Here is a 16,252-nt window from a genome sequence, read left to right as displayed (position 1 = left end):
CGCAAGAAGAAGGAAAGGTCAGGACGCGACTGCGACGCCCACCTTGGCTCCCGCCGCGACGATCTCTCCCCAGGTCGCGTCATCCACCCAGATTCCCTCCTGCCGGCGCGCGACACGCGCCTTGCGCTCCGGCTCGCCCGCGATCTGCACCTCGTCGAAGCCTTGCCCCGGCGGGCTCCGACGCAGCCAGTCGATGAATTTGCGCGCCTCCTCGTCGAAGGCCTTCTGCGTCCCGAGCTTGGCCGGATCGATCAGCACCGTCAGCATGCCGTTGAGCACCGAGCGCGCCGTGTCCGCCGGCCGGTGCCACGTGCCGCCGCCCGTGAGCGCGCCGCCCAGCAGCTCGCACGCCACCGCCATGCCGTAGCCCTTGTGTTCGCCGAAGGTCATGAGCGCGCCGAAGAGTCCGTTGCCTTGCGGCACGACCACCACGCCCGGGTCGTTGGTCGGTGCGCCTTTCTCGTCGATCAGGTAGCCGTCGGGCACCTGCTCGCCCTTGTTGTGGGCCACACGCATCTTTCCCTGGGCCACGCGGCTGGTCGCGTAGTCGAGCACGAACGGCTCGGCGCCCGCGAGCGGCACGCCGATGCAGCACGGGTTGGTGCCGAAGCGCCCGTCACCACCGCCCCAGGGCGCGACCACGGGCCGCGAGAGCACATTCACGAAGTGCATCGCCACCAGCCCCTGGGCCGTCGCCATCTCGGCGAAGTGCCCGATGCGGCCCAGGTGATGCGCGTGCGCGAGCGTGAAGATGCAGCTGCCGTGCTGCTTCGCCCGTGCGATGCCCAGTTCCATCGCCTGCACGCCGACGATCTGGCCGTAGCCGCGCTGGCCGTCCAGGCCCATCAGCGTGCCGATGTCGAGGTTGACCTTGACCGACGCATTGGGCTTCAGCCCGCCTTCGGCCACCGCATCGATGTAGCGCGGCAGCATGCCCACGCCGTGCGAGTCGTGCCCGCTCAGATTGGCCAGCACGAGGTTGGCGGCCACTTGCTGCGCTTCGGCAGCGCTGCTGCCCGCCGCTTCGAGGATGCGGGAGACGTTGGTTTGCAGGCCGTCGGCCGGCAGTGTTCTGGGCATGGGTCAGACCCCTTTCGCGTTCAGCGTGATGGCGTAGAGCGACGTCGTCGCGCAGATGAAAAGCCGGTTGCGCTTGGGTCCGCCGAAGCAGACGTTCGCCACGCGCTCGGGCAGGAGGATCTTGCCGAGCAGCGTGCCGTCGGGGTGATAGGCGTGCACGCCGTCGAGCGCGCTGGTCCAGATGCTGCCTTCGGTGTCGAGGCGAAATCCGTCGAACATGCCGCTCGTGCATTCGGCGAACACCTCGCCGCCGCTCAAGGAGCGACCGTCGGTGCCCACCTTGAAGCGGCGGATGTGCCGCGGCCCGTCCTTCATGTGGCTCGCGCCGGTGTCGGCGATGTAGAGCAGCGATTCGTCGGGCGAGAACGCGAGGCCGTTGGGCTTCACGAAGTCGTCGGCCATGCGCTCGACGTTGCCGCTCACGGGGTCGATGCGGTAGACGTAGCAGGCGCCGATCTCGCTCTCCGCGCGCAGGCCCTCGTAGTCCGAGAGGATGCCGTAGCTCGGGTCGGTGAACCACACGCCGCCGTCCGAATGCACCACCACGTCGTTGGGCGAATTGAGGCGCTTGCCTTGCCAATGCGAGGCCAGCACGGTGATCGATCCGTCGTGCTCGGTGCGCGTCACGCGCCGCGTGAGGTGTTCGCAGCTCACGAGCCGGCCTTTGCGGTCCACCGTGTGGCCGTTCGTGTTGTTCGACGGCTCGCGGAAGATGCCGACCGTGCCGTTCACCTCGTCGTAGCGCAGCATGCGGTTGTTCGGAATGTCCGACCACAGGAGCGTGCGGTGTGCGCCGAACCACACCGGTCCCTCGCACCAGCGCGCGCCGGTCCACAGCCGCTCGACGCGCTCGGGGCCGGGGATGCAGGGGTTGAAACGCGCATCCAGCCGTTCGAAGCCGGTGCCTTCCAGGAAGCCGAAGGGGAGTGTTGCCATGGCCTGCACCGTGCTCACATCACCGCGCCGACTTGCCAGGGCACGAATTCGTTCTGCCCGTAGCCGTGCTGCTCGCTCTTCGACTGCGCACCCGACGCGGTGGCCAGCACCAGCTCGAAGATGCGCTGCCCCATCTCCTGGATCGAGGCTGTGCCGTCGACGATCTCGCCGCAGTTGATGTCCATGTCTTCTTCCTGCCGCTGCCACAGCGCCGAGTTGGTCGCGAGCTTGAGCGAGGGCGAGGGCGCGCAGCCGTAGGCCGAGCCGCGCCCGGTGGTGAAGCAGATGAGGTTCGCGCCGCCGGCCACCTGGCCCGTGGCGCTCACCGGGTCGTAGCCCGGCGTGTCCATGTAGACGAAGCCGTGTGCACTGACGGGTTCCGCGTATTCGTACACCGCCTCCAGGTTGCTCGTGCCGCCCTTGGCGACCGCGCCCAGCGACTTCTCCAGGATGGTGGTCAACCCGCCCGTCTTGTTGCCCGGCGAGGGGTTGTTGTTCATCTCGCCCTCGTTGATCTCGGTGTAGTGCTCCCACCACTTGATGCGGTCCACGAGCTTCTGGCCCACCTCGCGCTTCACCGCGCGGCGGGTGAGCAGGTGCTCCGCACCGTAGACCTCGGGCGTTTCGCTGAGGATGGCCGTGCCGCCGTGCGCCACCAGCAGGTCGACCGCCGCACCAAGGGCGGGGTTGGCGCTGATGCCCGAGTAGCCGTCCGAGCCGCCGCATTGCAGCCCGATGGTGATGTGTGCTGCGCTGCACGGCTCGCGCTTGACCGCATTGGCGCGCGGCAGCATCTCGTTGATGAGCGCCACGCCTTTTTCGACCGTCTTGCGCGTGCCGCCCGTGTCCTGGATGTTGAAGGTGCGGAAGTTCTCGCCCTCGGCCAGGTGGCCGGTCGCGAGCCACGCGTTGATCTGGTTGGCCTCGCAGCCGAGCCCGACGACCAGCACGCCCGCGAAGTTCGCGTGCGTGGCGTAGCCGGTGAGCGTGCGTTCCAGGATCTGCATGCCCATGCCCTGCGTGTCCATGCCGCAGCCCGTGCCGTGCGTGAGAGCGATCACGCCGTCGACGTTCGGAAACGCCGCGAGCGCCGACGGGTTGGTCTTGCGCGAGAAGTGGTCCGCGATCGCGCGCGCAGCCGTGGCCGAGCAGTTCACGCTGGTGAGCACGCCGATGTAGTTGCGCGTGGCCACGCGGCCGTCGGCGCGCTTGATGCCCATGAAGGTGGTCTCGCGCCTGGCGGGCGCGGGCTTCACGTCGGCGCCGAAGGCGTAGTCGCGCTCGAAGTCGCCTTTGTCGGGGCCCATGTTCAGGTTCTGCGTGTGCACGTGCTCGCCGGGCGCGATGGCCTTGCTCGCGAAACCGATGATCTGGTTGTAGCGCCGCACCGGCTCGCCCTGCGCAATGGCGCGCATCGCGACCTTGTGGCCCGGCGGGATCAGGCCGCGCACGGCCACGTTCTCGACGAGCGTGCCGCCCAGCAGTTGCGAGCGCGCGATGACGACGTCGTCGGCGGGATGGAGTCGGATATAGGGAGTCATGGTCAGAAGAACATCTTGGGCAGCCAGAGCACGAGGTTGGGCATGTAGGTGATCACGCCCAGGCTCAGCAGGAGCGGCACGAGCCAGGGAAGGATCGCCATCGTCGTGCGTTCGAAGCTCAGCCCCGCCACGCGCGCCAGCACGAAGAGCACCATGCCCATGGGTGGGTGCAACAGGCCGATCATGAGGTTGAGCACCATCACCAGCCCGAAGTGGATCGGGTCCACGCCCAGCTGCGTGGCAATGGGCAGCAGGATCGGCACGAGGATGGTGATGGCCGCGGTCGGCTCCAGGAAGCAGCCCACGAAGAGCATCAGCAGGTTGGCCAGCAGCAGGAAGACCCATGCCTCCTTGGTGAAGCCCAGCACCCAGGCGGCGATGTCGGTGGTGACGCCGGTGGCCGTCAGCATCCAGCCGAAGATCGATGCCGCCGCCACGATGAAGAGCACCGTGCTCGTGGTCTCGACGGTGTCCAGGCACACCTTCACGAACATCTTCCACGAGAGCGTGCGGTACCACGCGAAGCCCAGGATCATGGCCCACACGCAGGCTGCGATGGCGCCTTCGGTGGGCGTGAAGAGGCCGGTCGTCATGCCGCCGATCAGCAGCACCGGCGTCATGATGGGCAGCAGCGCCTCGAAGCTGAAGATCTTGTCGAGCACGAAGAGCGAGGCCAGCCCCGCGAACACCGTGAGCTGCGGCGGCGTGCCGAGCTTGACCACCAGCAGCCACAGCAGCAGCGGCCAGCCGATCACCACGGCCAGCTCCATCAGCGCCTTGAAGAGCCGGGTGCTCGAGAACTTGACGTCCGCGCCCCACTTGTTCTTGTGCGCATAGTAGGCCACCGTGAGCATCATCAGAATCGCCATCAGCGCGCCGGGCAAGAGGCCCGCCAGGAACAGCGCGCCCACCGACACGTTGGCCATCATTCCGTAGATCACGAACGGCAGGCTCGGCGGAATGATCGGTCCCAGCGTCGCCGATGCGGCCGTCACGCCCACGGCGAACTCGGTCGAGTAGCCGTGCTCCTTCATCGCCTTGATCTCGATGGTGCCCAGGCCCGCGGCGTCCGCGATGGCAGTGCCGCTCATGCCCGCGAAGATCACCGAGCCCAGCACGTTCACATGGCCCAGCCCGCCCTTGAGCCAGCCCACCAGCGCGAGCGCGAAGTTGTAGATGCGGGTGGTGATGCCCGCGTTGTTCATCAGGTTGCCGGCCAGGATGAAGAAGGGCACGGCCAGCAGCGGAAAGCTGTCGATGCCGCTCACCATCCGGTGGATCACCACGAAGGGCGGCAGCGTGCTGTCGCTCACCAGGATGTAGACCAGCGAGGCGCCGGCCATGGCGATGGCCACCGGAATGCCGCCGGCCATGAAGAACAGGAAGATGATTTTCAGCATGGGTCTTTTTCTTGGTCGTTGCAGCGCCGGGGGTCAACGGTCGGAGAGCGTCGACTCGGGCTGCTCCAGCACGCTGTAGCCGCGCTTCCAGTGGATGCGCAGCACCTGCAGCGAGCGCCACGCCATCGCGGCGAAGCCGAACACGCAGAGCGCGTAGACGAAGTTCATCGGCAGGTCGACGAGGGTCATGCGCGTCTGGTTGCCGATCTTCATCATCATCTGCACCGTCATGACCACCGCAGCCACGAAGAAGGCGGTGCGCAGCACATCCACCGCCATCGAGAGCACGCGGCCCATGGCGCGCGGCATGTGGCGGTAGAAGAAGTCGACCTGGATCTGGTTGTTCTTCGCCACGCCCACCGCCGCGCCGATGAAGACGACGCCGATGAGCAGGTAGCGCGCCACTTCCTCCGTCCAGGCCGCCGAGTCGTTCATCACGTAGCGCGTGATGAACTGGTAGAAGACCGTGAGGCCCAGGAGCCAGAAGACGGCCAGCGAGATCCAGCCTTCGGCGATGGTGCCCGACAGGTCGACCACCTCGTCTTCCGCGTGGAAGTGGCCTTCGTCGTCGATGATCTTTTGCTCAGTCATACAGCTCCAGATGGTGCGATGGGTATTTCATGGGGATACCGAGGAACCGGCTTTGCCGGGCCTCTGGTATCGCCCCCTGCAAGGGGGTTGGAGAAGCGACACGCAGTGCGCGCAGCCTGGGGGTTAGCTCATTTGATCGCCAGGATGCGGTCGTAGTCCTGCTGGCGATAGCCCTGGTCAGTGGGCTTGGTCGCCTTGAGCACCGCTTCGCGGAACGCGTTCTTGTCGACCGTGATCACGTTGTTGCCCTTCTTCTTGAACTCTTCCACGAGGCGCGTCTCCGACGCGATGATTTCGCGCCCGGTCTTCTCGGCGGCTTCCTGCATCACGTCGGTGAAGATCTTCTTTTCATCGGCCGAGAGCTTGCCCCACAGCTGCCCCGAGCAGATCGTGAGCAGCGAATCGACGATGTGGCCGGTCAGCGAAATGTTCTTCTGCACCTCGAAGAACTTCTTGGCCTCGATGGTGGGCAGCGGGTTCTCCTGCGCATCGACCGTGTTGTTCTGCAGGGCCAGGTACACCTCGGCGAACGCGATGGGCGTCGGGTTGGCGCCCAGCGCCTTCGGGAAGGCGAGGTAGGCCGGCGCATCGGGCACGCGGATCTTCAGGCCCTTCATGTCCTCGGGCTTGCTCACCGGCCGCGCCGCGCTCGATGTCACGTGGCGTGCGCCGTAGTAGCTGAGCGCGGTGATGTGGTTGCCGCTCTTGTCGTCGTAGCCCTTGGCGAGCTCGTTGAAAACGTCGCTCTTGGCGTACTTCAGCTGGTGCTCGGCATCGCGGAAGATGAAGGGAAAGTACGAGATCGCCAGCGGCGTGTAGGTGCGTCCCGCGAAGCTCGCGCCCGACAGGATGATGTCGACCGTGCCCAGCGTCAGGCCCTGGTTGATGTCGGCTTCCTTGCCGAGCGTGGAAGCGGGGAACACCTGGATGTCGTACTTGCCGTTGGTGCGCTTCTTGATCTCCTCGGCGGCCCACACCGAATACTTGTGGAACGGCTCCGAGGTCTCGTAGACGTGCGCCCACTTGAGCTTGGTCTGCGCCGAGGCGATGCCCGCGATGCCCAGCGCGCCGGCCGCGAGGGCGCAGGCGGCCAGGGCCTTGAGGGCGGTGCGTTTGCTGCTGTTCTTGCTGCTGATCATGTGGCTTGTCTCCGTTGTAGTAATGGCAGGGATGCTGGCGAGAAATCAGGAAGGCTTCGCGCGTCGCCAGCTCGCGCTGAATCTCTGGTGCGACTTGTCCATGTGCGCGTGCATCGCGGCACGCGCGCCCTCGGCGTCGCGGGCGGCCACCGCATCGCGGATGGCCTCGTGCTCGGTGATGGCCGAGCGCCAGGAAGACACGTTCTCGAAGTAGCCGCCCAGGCGCGTGAAGATCGGGCCCTTGCGCGAGTCCCAGAAGTTCTGCACCGTCTCGACCAGCACGACGTTGCCGCTGGCATTGACGACGGCGAGGTGGAAGGCGCGGTCGCCCTCCAGCGGCATCACGTTGCGGTCGGCCATCTCGCGCATGACCTCGATGGCGCGCGTCATCGCGTCGACGTCCTTGCGCTTGCCGGCGGTGGCGGCAATGGCGGCCGTTTCGCCCTCGATCACGCGGCGCGCGCGGATCAGCTCCAGCGGCCCCCACTCGGTGGGCGCGACCGGCGCCGCAGCACGGTGAGAGCGGTCGAGCACGTACACGCCGGAGCCCGTGCGCACCTCGACCCAGCCCTCGACTTCCAGCGCGATCAGCGCCTCGCGCACCGAAGGGCGGCTCACGCCGAGCTGCTTGGCGAGGTCGCGCTCGGCGGGCAGGCGTGCGCCCACGGCGAACTCGCCCTTGGCGATCAGCGCGCGCAGCTGGTCGGCGATCTGGCGATAGAGACGCTGGGGTTCGACGGTCTGGAGGGGCACGAGGGGTGGAGAGCGGGCAGGGTTTAAGGGTTGTCCTGAATTGGACAAGTGGTAAGGCCAATTCAGAATACGATGTGTCGCCCGTGTCACCCATCGGGCCAAACCCGAATCGGAGACATCCATGAGACTGAAGGGAAAGACCGCGCTCGTCACAGCAGCCGGTCAGGGCATCGGCCACGCGAGCGTATTGGCGCTCGCCGCGGAGGGCGCCCAGGTCTGGGCCACCGACGTCAACGAGAAGCTGCTGGAGCGCTACGCCGGCGTCGCGAACGTCACCGCCGTGAAGCTCGACGTGCTCGACAAGGCGGCCATCGGCGCACTGTTCGCGAAGCTGCCTGCGCTCGACGTGCTCTTCAACTGCGCGGGCGTGGTGCACAACGGCACCATCGAGCAGGCGAGCGACGACGACCTGGCCTTCGCCTTCGCGCTCAACGTGCGCGCCCAGATGTGGACCATCCAGGCTGTGCTCCCCGGCATGCTGAAGGCGGGGCGCGGCAGCATCATCAACATGGCGAGCGTGTGCTCCAGCATGAAGGGCCTGCCCAACCGTTTCGTCTACGGCACCACCAAGGCCGCGGTGCTCGGTCTCACCAAGAGCGTGGCGGCCGACTACGTGGCCAAGGGCATTCGCTGCAATGCGGTGTGCCCGGGCACGGTCGATACGCCGTCGCTCGGCGACCGCATCAACGCCAACGCCGACCCCGAGGAAGCCCGCAAGGCCTTCATCGCGCGCCAGCCGATGGGCCGGCTCGCGCAGGCGGAAGAGATTGCGCCCGTGGTCGTGTTCCTCGCGAGCGACGAATCGATCTTCGCGACCGGCCAGTTCTTCACCGTCGACGGCGGCATCACCATATGAACCAGCTCGACTTCACCGGCCGGCACGCGGTCATCACCGGCGGCGCCACGGGCCTGGGGTTCGGTATCGCGCAGCGGCTGGTGACTTCGGGCGGCAGCGTCACGCTGTGGGACCGCGACGAGGCGGCCGCGAACCAGGCGGCACAGTCGCTCGGCGAGAAGGCCTTTGCGCTGAAGGTCGATGTGTCGCAGCAGCCTTCGGTCGCCAAGGCCGTGGCCGCGACGCTCGCGCATGCGGGGCGCATCGACGCGCTGGTCAACAGCGCCGGAATCACCGGCCCCAATGTGAAGCTGTGGGACTACCCGGTGGACGACTGGCGCCAGGTGATGGAGGTCAACATCAACGGCGTGTTCCTCTGCTGCCGCGAGGTGGTCGGGCAGATGCGCAAGCAGGGCTATGGCCGCATCGTCAATATCGCTTCGGTGGCGGGCAAGGAGGGCAATCCCAACGCCAGCGCCTACAGCGCGAGCAAGGCGGCGGTGATCGGCATCACCAAGTCGCTCGGCAAGGAGCTGGCCGACACCGGCATCCGCGTCAACTGCGTGACGCCCGCCGCGGTGAAGACCGCGATCTTCGACCAGATGACGCCCGAGCACATCGCGTTCATGCTGTCGAAAATACCCATGGGCCGTTTCGGCACGGTGCAAGAGGTGGCCGCGATGGTCGGCTGGCTCTGCACCGAAGATTGTTCGTTCTCCACCGGCGCGGTCTTCGACCTGTCCGGTGGCCGCTCCACTTATTGATCATTCAATGCACTGAAAGGAAAGCATGAAACTCGTCCGTTATGGCAACCCCGGCAAGGAGAAGCCCGGCCTCATCGACGCAGACGGCAAGCTGCGCGACCTGAGCGCCGTCGTCAAGGACATCGGTCCCGAGCAGCTTGGCGATGCCGCCATTGCCAAGCTGCGCAAGCTGAAGCTGGACAAGCTGCCGCTGGTCAAGGGCAAGCCGCGCTTCGGAAGCCCGGTCGCCAACGTCGGCAAGTTCATCGCCATCGGCCTGAACTACGCGGACCATGCGGCCGAATCGGGCCTCCCGGTGCCCAAGGAACCTGTGGTCTTCATGAAGGCCACGAGCTGCATCCAGGGCCCGAACGACCCGGTGATGCTGCCCAAGGGCTCGGTCAAGACCGACTGGGAAGTCGAGCTCGGCGTGGTCATCGGCACGCAGGCGCGCTACGTTTCGCAAAAGAGCGCGCTCGACTACGTGGCCGGCTACTGCACCATCAACGACGTGAGCGAGCGCGAATACCAGATCGAGCGCGGCGGCACCTGGGACAAGGGCAAGGGTTGCGACACCTTCGGCCCGCTCGGCCCCTGGCTCGTGACGCGCGACGAAATCGAGAACCCGCAGAAGCTCTCGATGTGGCTCGACCTGAACGGCCAGCGCGTGCAGACCGGCAGCACCAAGACCATGATCTTCACCGTGGCCAAGATCGTGAGCTACGTGAGCCAGTTCATGACGCTGATGCCCGGCGACGTGATCACCACCGGCACGCCCCCCGGTGTCGGCATGGGCATGAAGCCGCCGCTGTACCTCAAGAAGGGCGACGTCATGACGCTCGGTATCGAAGGTCTCGGCGAGCAACGCCAGGAAGTGATTCCCTTCAAGCTCTGATCCTCTGCGATCATCCGGCGGATGAAAGCGCCGCCGGACCATCGATCGCAGGTGTTCGGCACGCCCTGGGAGGGCGTGCACGGCACCGCGATCGAGAGTGCTCGCCACTACGGCCGGCACTGGCATTCCACCTACGGACTCGGCCTCCTGGAGCAGGGCGCGCAGCGCTCGGCCAGCGGGCGCGGCAAGGTTGATGCGTATGCCGGCGACCTGATCGCCACCAACCCCGGTGAAGTGCATGACGGCCAGCCGCTCGGCGGGCCGTCGCGCCGTTGGCGCATGGTGTATTTCGATGCCGATGTGATGGCCGCCCTGCATGGCGATGCCGGCGCCGATGTGGCGTTGACACGCCCCGTCATCCAGGACGCAAGGCTCGGCGACACGCTGCGCCGCCTGTTCACCCGGCTCGACGACTGGCGCATTGCGAGACCCGATGCACACCGCGCCGAATCGCTCGCTTGCGAAGAATCGCTGGCCGAAGTCTGCGGCCTGCTGCGCGACAACCATTCCACCGCCGCACCTTCGCGCGAAGCATCTGCCGATGTGAAGCAGGTGCGCGACCGCCTCGCCGACGAACTGCTGGCCCCACCCACGCTCGCCGAGCTCGCGGCGATGACGGGCCTGAGCACCTACCAGGTGCTGCGCCGTTTCGAGAAAACCTATGGCGTGCCGCCGCATGCCTGGCTCGTGCTGCAGCGCGGTGAACGCGCGCGCCACCTGATCCGCCACGGCGCCGATCTCGCAGAGGCCGCTGCGGCGAGTGGCTTCTCCGACCAGAGCCACATGACGCGCATTTTCACGCGGCAGTTCGGCTTTACCCCCGGTGCCTGGCAGCGCGGTCTTCGGTTTTAAATGTCCCATTGACAGAACATTGAAACTGCAAAAACATCAAAGGCATGTCGCAAATGCCTTTGCCGAAGTACCACCAGATCTACCTGGTCCTGCGTGAGCAGTTGCATGAGGGACGTTTCGCGGAAGGCCTGCCCGGCGAACTCGCGCTCATGGCGCAGTTCGGCGTGGCGCGCGTCACGGTGCGCCGCGCGCTCGAGCAGCTTTCGTCCGAAGGGCTGATCGCACGCAACCCCGGCCGCCGAACGCGTGCGCTGCCGCCATCGGCCGCCGGAGAACAGCCGGGCGCGAAGAACCTGGAGCGTGCCAACCTGCGCGGCCTGCTCGAGAACCTCGTCACCATGGGCCTGCACACCTCGGTGAAGGTGATCGAGGTCGCGACCATCACGGCTTCCACCCAGGTGGCAGAGGCGCTGCAGCTGCAGCTGGGCGATGCGGTGCAGAAGGCGGTGCGCGTGCGCTCCACCAAGGAAGGCCCGCTTTCCCACATCACCACCTACGTGCCCGACACCATCGCGCGCCGCTTCGGCCGCCGCGAGCTCTCCAAGAAGCCCATCCTCGTGCTGCTGGAGGAGTCGGGCGTGAAGGTGGGGCGCGCGCACCAGACCATCTCCGCGCGCCTGGCCGACAACGTGCTCGCGCAGCACCTGGATGTGTCGGTCGGCTCGGCCCTGCTGGCGGTGCGCCGCCTCATCTACGACGAAGACGAGCGGCCCGTGCAGTGGTTGCACGGCTTCTACCGCCCCGACCGCTACACCTACGAAATGCAGCTCTCCCGCGTGGGCAGCATCGACGCGAAGGTGTGGGTCAGCAAAGACGTGTCAGCCCAGTTCAACTGAAGAGAAGAAAAGGAAAGCCCACCATGCAGAACCGCCGCAGTTTCGTGTCGCAGTCCGCCGCCCTGGCGACCGCCGTTGCCTTCCCGCTCGTGGCCGGCGCGCAGCCCAAGACCGTCAAGGTCGGCGTGCTGCATCCGGTCACCGGTGCGCTGGCCTATTCGGGCCAGCAGTGCCGCCTCGGCGCGCTGATGGCCATCGAGGACATCAACGCGGCGGGCGGCATCAAGTCGCTTGGCGGCGCGAAGCTGGAGGCCCTGCTCGGCGATGCGCAGTCGCAGCCGCAGGCGGGTGCCGCGGAGGTCGAGAAGATGAACGAAGCCGGGGTCTCCGCCATCGTGGGCGCCTACGCCTCGGCGATCTGTCTCGCGACCACGCAGGCTGCGGCCAAGTACAACCTGCCGCATGTGGTCGATGTGGGCGTGGCCGACCAGATCGTGGAGCGCGGCCTGAAGAACACCTTCCGCTTCGGCTCCGGCTACAAGAAGTCGACCGAGGTGGCCATGGCCAACCTGCTGGTGCTCAACAAGGCCGCGGGCAACCCCGCCAAGACAGTGATGATCATCCACGAGGAGTCGCTCTTCGGCGCCGGCACCGCGCAACTGCTCTCGCGCGAACTGCCGGGCTACGGCTTCGAGGTGAAGGAGGTGGTGAAGCACGCCAACCCCACGCGCGACTTCAACAACATCGTGCTGCGCATGAAGTCGATCAACCCCGACATCGTGATCCCGGCCAACTACTACAACGAGTACGCGCTGCTGGTGCGCACCATGCAGCAGCAGAAGGTGGTGCCCAAGGCGATCTTCTCGGTGCTGGGCGGCGCGGCGTCGAGCTACAAGTTCGTGAAGGAATTTCCGGATGCGGCCAACGGCATCATCGACTGCAACCACTGGTTCAACCCCAAGGACAAGCGCGCGCAGGACCTGCGCAAGCGCGTGGAGGCCAAGGGCCAGTTCTTCAGCTACGAGGTCTTCATGACCTACGCATCGATGTGGCTCCTGGCCGATGCGCTGGAGCGCGCGAAATCGAGCGAGCGCGCCGCCATCATCGACGCGCTGGACAAGAGCACCTTCTCGAACCACTTCATGCCCTACGGCCCGACGAAATTCGTCAACGGCCAGAACGAAGGCGCGCAGCCGCTCATGACGCAGGTGGTGAAGAACGACATCAAGGTCATCATCCCGCGCGACTACCGCGAAGTGGACCCGGTGTTCCCGCTGCGCGCAGCCTGAGGCGGAAGGCGGGATGTTCGATTTCGGCATTCTTTTCCCGTCGGTCCTGAACGGGCTGACGACGGGCGCGGTGTACGCACTGATCGCGCTGGGGCTCACGCTGATCTACGGCGTCCTGCACATCATCAATTTTGCGCACGGCGCCAGCCTGATGCTGGCGCTGTACGCGGTGTACTTCCTGAAAGAAAAACTGGGCATCGATCCGTACCTCGCGCTGCCCATCGTCGTGCTGGGCATGTTCGCGCTCGGCTATGCGCTGCAGCGCGTGGTCATCAACCGCGCGGGCCACGGCAAGGACGAGAACATCCTGCTCGCCACGCTGGGCATCGCCATCGTCATGGAAAACCTTGCGCTGCTGTTCTTCAAGTCGGACACGCGCAACATCGACACGGCCTATTCGCTGAGCACCGCCGCCATCGGTCCCGCGATGATCGCGGTGCCCAAACTGGTCGCTTTCGCGGGTGCGCTCGTGGTCTCGGGCATCCTGTTCTGGATCATGGGCCGCACCGACCTCGGCCGAGCCATCCGCGCCGTCGCGAAGGAGAAGGAAGGCGCCAAGCTCATGGGCATCGACGTGGACCATGTCTACGCGATGAGCTTCGGCATCGGCCTCGCGTGCCTGGGCGCTGCCGCGTGCTTTTTGCTGCCGGCGTACTACGTCAATCCGCAGGTGGGCGGCGGCTTCGTGCTCGTAGCCTTCACCATCGTCGTGCTTGGCGGCATGGGCAGCTTCGTGGGGGCGCTCGTCGGCGGTTTCCTCGTCGGCATCGTCGAGTCGCTCGGCGGTCTCTACCTCGGTGAATCGCTGGGGCAGATCGGCATCTTTGCGATCTTCATCGGCGTCGTGCTCTTCAGGCCGCAAGGCATGTTCGGAGCCAAGGCATGAGCGCAGGCATGAAGCAACTCGCGGGCATCGCGCTTTTCGCGGTGCTGGTCGCGTGCGTGCCGTTTGTCACCAAATCGGGCGTCACGCTCAACTTCGTGATGATGGCGCTCTACGCCACGCTCATCGCGCAGGCCTGGAACATTCTCGGCGGCTTCGGCGGGCAGTTCTCGTTCGGGCATGCGCTGTTCTTCGGCACCGGCGCGTACATCCAGGCAATCGCGCAACTGCAGGGCGGCATCAACGCCTGGGTCGCGCTGCCGCTGGCCATCGCCGGCGCTGCGCTGGTCGGGCTCTTCATGGGCGCCCTCACCTTCCGCTACGGCCTCAAGGGCTCGTACTTTGCGCTCGTCACGCTGGCCTTTGCCGAGGTGTTCCGCATCCTCGCGCTCTCGGTCGATTTCACGGGCGGCGGCGTCGGGCTCATGGTGCCGCTGCGCGAATCGGTGGCCAACCTGCAGTTTTCCTCACGCGCCGGCTACCTGTGGGTCGTGCTCGCGATGGTCGTTGCTGCGCTGCTCGTCACCTGGTGGCTGCGCAACGGGCGCTTCGGTGCCTACCTGCAGGCGGTGCGCGACAACGAAGATGCGGCGCGCGCCGTCGGCGTCAATCCGTTCCGCGTGAAGCTCGGCGCCATCGGCCTGTCGGCTGCTTTCATGGGTGCGGCGGGCGCCTTCTACGTGCAGGTGTTTCAGTACATCGACGCGGGCATCGCCTACGGCCCGGCCGTTTCGATCGAGGCGCTGGTCGCGGCCATCGTCGGCGGCATGGGAACGATGTGGGGCCCGGTGCTCGGCGCCGTCGTGCTGCATGTTTTGTCAGACCTCACGCGCAATCTCTTCGGCGAACTGCCGGGCATCAACATGGTGATCTATGGCACGGTGCTCGTGCTCATCGTCATCTTCGTGCCGCGGGGCATCGCGGGCATCGGGCTGTCGGTGCGGCAGCTGTGGAAATCGAAGGGAGGCCGCAATGACTGAAGCCCTCTTGATGCTCGACGGAATTTCGCGCTCCTTCGGCGGCCTCAAGGCCGTGCAGAACGTGAGCCTCTCGGTGCGCGAGGGAAGCCTGAGCGCACTGATCGGCCCGAACGGCGCGGGCAAGACCACGCTGTTCGCGCTGATGTCGGGCTTCTTGAAGCCCGACACCGGCACCGTGCGCTTCGCGGGCGAGGACATCACCGGCCGCGAGCCGCACCGCAATGCCGCGCTCGGCATGACCCGCACCTTCCAGATCGTGAAGCCCTTCGCGGCGCAGACCGTGCGCGAGAACATCGCCGTCGGCGCGCACCTGCATGTGCGCGGCCGTGCCGAGGCGCTGCAGAACGCCGAGGCCGTCGCATTGCGCGTGGGCCTCGCGCCGCAGCTGGACAAGCCCGCATCCGACCTCACCGTGGCCGGCCGCAAGCGACTCGAACTGGCCCGCGCGCTCGCCACGAAGCCGCGCCTGTTGCTGCTGGACGAAGTGCTGGCCGGCCTCAACCCGCAGGAGATCGCCGAGATGATGCCGGTGGTGCGCGGCATCGCCGACAGCGGCGTCACGGTGCTGATGATCGAGCACGTGATGCAGGCCGTGATGAATCTCGCAGAGCACGTATGGGTGCTCGCGCAGGGACAGCTGATCGCCGAGGGCAGCCCGGCGCAGGTGACCTCCGACGACAAGGTCGTCGAAGCCTACCTGGGCCATGGCACTGCGGCGCGGCTGCGCAAGGCGGCATCGGGAGTTGCGGCATGAGCGCGCGCCGGGCCGCTCCCAAGCAAGCTCGCACCGCAGTGCGAAGCACGGAGGTATTCGAATGAGCGCATTGCTTGAAATCCAGGGCCTGCGTGGCGGCTACGGCCGCGTCGAGGTGCTGCGCGGCGTCGACCTGCAGGTGAACGCGGGCGAGATGGTCGCGCTGCTCGGCAGCAACGGCGCGGGCAAGTCCACGCTCAACAAGATGGTCTGCGGTCTTTGCCCGGCCTGGGGCGGCACGGTGCGCTTCGACGGCAAGGACCTGAGCGGCGCGCACTACCGCGACGTGGTCAAGGCCGGCCTCATCCAGGTGCCCGAAGGCCGCAAGGTGTTTCCCAACCTGAGCGTGCTGGAGAACCTGGAGCTCGGCTCCTTCACCCGCGCCCGCGAGCGGCGCGCGGCCAACGTCGAGAAGATGTTCCACATCTTCCCGCGGCTGCGCGAGCGCATGGCGCAGCACGCCGGCACGATGAGCGGCGGCGAGCAGCAGATGCTGGCCATCGCACGCGGCCTCATGGCCGAGCCGGTGCTGCTGATCCTGGACGAACCCTCGCTTGGCCTCTCGCCGCTCCTTGTCGAAGAGATGTTTTCGTTGATCCGCAACCTGCGCGACGGCGGCCTCGCGGTGATGCTGGTCGAGCAGAACGTCGGCCAGTCGCTGGAGATCGCCGACCGCGCCTACGTGCTGGAAAACGGCAGCGTGCGCTTCTCGGGCCTGCCCGGCGAACTGCTCGGCAGCGACGAACTGCGGCGAGCCTACCTGGGGCTCTGACCCCCGCGAACTACCCCACGATTTCCCGGAGAA

Annotated in this window: 17 protein-coding genes; 10 read left to right on the top strand and 7 right to left on the bottom strand. The window is 66.5% G+C overall.

The genetic code is table 11. The features are described from left to right. Positions 1-18 precede the first annotated feature (18 nt). The 7 genes from J2W23_RS26465 to J2W23_RS26435 all read right to left on the bottom strand — a co-directional run bounded on the left by J2W23_RS26465 (position 19) and on the right by J2W23_RS26435 (position 7,440). Positions 19-1,080: a malate/lactate/ureidoglycolate dehydrogenase gene (locus J2W23_RS26465; protein ID WP_307650865.1), complete on the bottom strand. Its 1,062-nt coding sequence runs from the start codon at positions 1,078-1,080 to the stop codon at positions 19-21. A gap of 3 nt (positions 1,081-1,083) precedes the next feature. After that, a complete protein-coding gene (locus J2W23_RS26460) occupies positions 1,084-2,016 on the bottom strand; it encodes an SMP-30/gluconolactonase/LRE family protein (RefSeq protein WP_307650864.1) in 933 nt (310 codons plus the stop codon). Between the two features lie 14 nt (positions 2,017-2,030). Then, on the bottom strand, positions 2,031-3,557 hold the full coding sequence (locus J2W23_RS26455; RefSeq protein ID WP_307650863.1) for a UxaA family hydrolase: 1,527 nt from the start codon (positions 3,555-3,557) through the stop codon (positions 2,031-2,033). A gap of 2 nt (positions 3,558-3,559) precedes the next feature. Beyond that, on the bottom strand, positions 3,560-4,957 hold the full coding sequence (locus tag J2W23_RS26450) for a TRAP transporter large permease (protein WP_176660026.1): 1,398 nt from the start codon (positions 4,955-4,957) through the stop codon (positions 3,560-3,562). A gap of 33 nt (positions 4,958-4,990) precedes the next feature. Further along, a complete protein-coding gene (locus J2W23_RS26445; RefSeq protein WP_307650862.1) occupies positions 4,991-5,548 on the bottom strand; it encodes a TRAP transporter small permease in 558 nt (185 codons plus the stop codon). A gap of 128 nt (positions 5,549-5,676) precedes the next feature. Then, positions 5,677-6,687 carry a sialic acid TRAP transporter substrate-binding protein SiaP gene (locus J2W23_RS26440; protein ID WP_307650861.1) on the bottom strand — a complete coding sequence of 337 codons (1,011 nt, stop codon included), beginning with the start codon at positions 6,685-6,687 and terminating at the stop codon, positions 5,677-5,679. Positions 6,688-6,732: 45 nt separating this feature from the next. Continuing rightward, positions 6,733-7,440 carry a FadR/GntR family transcriptional regulator gene (locus J2W23_RS26435; protein WP_307650860.1) on the bottom strand — a complete coding sequence of 236 codons (708 nt, stop codon included), beginning with the start codon at positions 7,438-7,440 and terminating at the stop codon, positions 6,733-6,735. 121 nt (positions 7,441-7,561) lie between these two features. On the opposite strand from J2W23_RS26435, the gene J2W23_RS26430 reads away from it, so the two are divergent. The 10 genes from J2W23_RS26430 to J2W23_RS26385 all read left to right on the top strand — a co-directional run bounded on the left by J2W23_RS26430 (position 7,562) and on the right by J2W23_RS26385 (position 16,219). Then, complete coding sequence (locus J2W23_RS26430; protein ID WP_307650859.1) at positions 7,562-8,296, top strand: SDR family oxidoreductase; 735 nt, start codon at positions 7,562-7,564, stop codon at positions 8,294-8,296. Next, complete coding sequence (locus J2W23_RS26425) at positions 8,293-9,039, top strand: SDR family NAD(P)-dependent oxidoreductase (RefSeq protein ID WP_307650858.1); 747 nt, start codon at positions 8,293-8,295, stop codon at positions 9,037-9,039. Before J2W23_RS26430 ends, J2W23_RS26425 begins: the two co-directional genes overlap by 4 nt. Before the next feature lie 25 nt (positions 9,040-9,064). Further along, a complete protein-coding gene (locus tag J2W23_RS26420) occupies positions 9,065-9,913 on the top strand; it encodes a fumarylacetoacetate hydrolase family protein (RefSeq protein ID WP_307650857.1) in 849 nt (282 codons plus the stop codon). A gap of 21 nt (positions 9,914-9,934) precedes the next feature. Beyond that, the gene (locus tag J2W23_RS26415) at positions 9,935-10,765 is read left to right on the top strand and encodes an AraC family transcriptional regulator (protein WP_307650856.1); all 831 of its coding nucleotides are present in this window, start codon (positions 9,935-9,937) and stop codon (positions 10,763-10,765) included. A 53-nt stretch (positions 10,766-10,818) separates the two neighbouring features. Then, on the top strand, positions 10,819-11,601 hold the full coding sequence (locus tag J2W23_RS26410; RefSeq protein WP_176660034.1) for a GntR family transcriptional regulator: 783 nt from the start codon (positions 10,819-10,821) through the stop codon (positions 11,599-11,601). Positions 11,602-11,624: 23 nt separating this feature from the next. Then, positions 11,625-12,830, top strand: a complete 1,206-nt coding sequence (locus tag J2W23_RS26405; RefSeq protein ID WP_307650855.1) for an ABC transporter substrate-binding protein — start codon at positions 11,625-11,627, stop codon at positions 12,828-12,830. Between the two features lie 13 nt (positions 12,831-12,843). Next, positions 12,844-13,716, top strand: a complete 873-nt coding sequence (locus tag J2W23_RS26400; protein WP_307650854.1) for a branched-chain amino acid ABC transporter permease — start codon at positions 12,844-12,846, stop codon at positions 13,714-13,716. Next, complete coding sequence (locus J2W23_RS26395; protein WP_307650853.1) at positions 13,713-14,693, top strand: branched-chain amino acid ABC transporter permease; 981 nt, start codon at positions 13,713-13,715, stop codon at positions 14,691-14,693. Before J2W23_RS26400 ends, J2W23_RS26395 begins: the two co-directional genes overlap by 4 nt. Beyond that, positions 14,686-15,447, top strand: coding sequence for an ABC transporter ATP-binding protein (locus tag J2W23_RS26390; RefSeq protein WP_307650852.1), 762 nt, complete (start codon positions 14,686-14,688; stop codon positions 15,445-15,447). The genes J2W23_RS26395 and J2W23_RS26390 overlap by 8 nt, the downstream gene beginning before the upstream one ends. Before the next feature lie 61 nt (positions 15,448-15,508). After that, complete coding sequence (locus J2W23_RS26385; protein WP_306880518.1) at positions 15,509-16,219, top strand: ABC transporter ATP-binding protein; 711 nt, start codon at positions 15,509-15,511, stop codon at positions 16,217-16,219. Positions 16,220-16,252 lie beyond the last annotated feature (33 nt).

The organism is Variovorax boronicumulans, from assembly GCF_030812215.1.
GTDB lineage: Bacteria > Pseudomonadota > Gammaproteobacteria > Burkholderiales > Burkholderiaceae_C > Variovorax > Variovorax boronicumulans_C.
This window is presented reverse-complemented; position numbering and strand designations above follow the sequence as displayed.

Coding starts and splice junctions, on each gene's coding strand:
- J2W23_RS26465 (WP_307650865.1), bottom strand. CDS start 1,080: ATGCCCAGAACACTGCCGGCCGACGGCCTGCAAACCAACGTCTCCCGC.
- J2W23_RS26460 (WP_307650864.1), bottom strand. CDS start 2,016: ATGGCAACACTCCCCTTCGGCTTCCTGGAAGGCACCGGCTTCGAACGG.
- J2W23_RS26455 (WP_307650863.1), bottom strand. CDS start 3,557: ATGACTCCCTATATCCGACTCCATCCCGCCGACGACGTCGTCATCGCG.
- J2W23_RS26450 (WP_176660026.1), bottom strand. CDS start 4,957: ATGCTGAAAATCATCTTCCTGTTCTTCATGGCCGGCGGCATTCCGGTG.
- J2W23_RS26445 (WP_307650862.1), bottom strand. CDS start 5,548: ATGACTGAGCAAAAGATCATCGACGACGAAGGCCACTTCCACGCGGAA.
- J2W23_RS26440 (WP_307650861.1), bottom strand. CDS start 6,687: ATGATCAGCAGCAAGAACAGCAGCAAACGCACCGCCCTCAAGGCCCTG.
- J2W23_RS26430 (WP_307650859.1), top strand. CDS start 7,562: ATGAGACTGAAGGGAAAGACCGCGCTCGTCACAGCAGCCGGTCAGGGC.
- J2W23_RS26425 (WP_307650858.1), top strand. CDS start 8,293: ATGAACCAGCTCGACTTCACCGGCCGGCACGCGGTCATCACCGGCGGC.
- J2W23_RS26420 (WP_307650857.1), top strand. CDS start 9,065: ATGAAACTCGTCCGTTATGGCAACCCCGGCAAGGAGAAGCCCGGCCTC.
- J2W23_RS26415 (WP_307650856.1), top strand. CDS start 9,935: ATGAAAGCGCCGCCGGACCATCGATCGCAGGTGTTCGGCACGCCCTGG.
- J2W23_RS26410 (WP_176660034.1), top strand. CDS start 10,819: ATGCCTTTGCCGAAGTACCACCAGATCTACCTGGTCCTGCGTGAGCAG.
- J2W23_RS26405 (WP_307650855.1), top strand. CDS start 11,625: ATGCAGAACCGCCGCAGTTTCGTGTCGCAGTCCGCCGCCCTGGCGACC.
- J2W23_RS26400 (WP_307650854.1), top strand. CDS start 12,844: ATGTTCGATTTCGGCATTCTTTTCCCGTCGGTCCTGAACGGGCTGACG.
- J2W23_RS26395 (WP_307650853.1), top strand. CDS start 13,713: ATGAGCGCAGGCATGAAGCAACTCGCGGGCATCGCGCTTTTCGCGGTG.
- J2W23_RS26390 (WP_307650852.1), top strand. CDS start 14,686: ATGACTGAAGCCCTCTTGATGCTCGACGGAATTTCGCGCTCCTTCGGC.
- J2W23_RS26385 (WP_306880518.1), top strand. CDS start 15,509: ATGAGCGCATTGCTTGAAATCCAGGGCCTGCGTGGCGGCTACGGCCGC.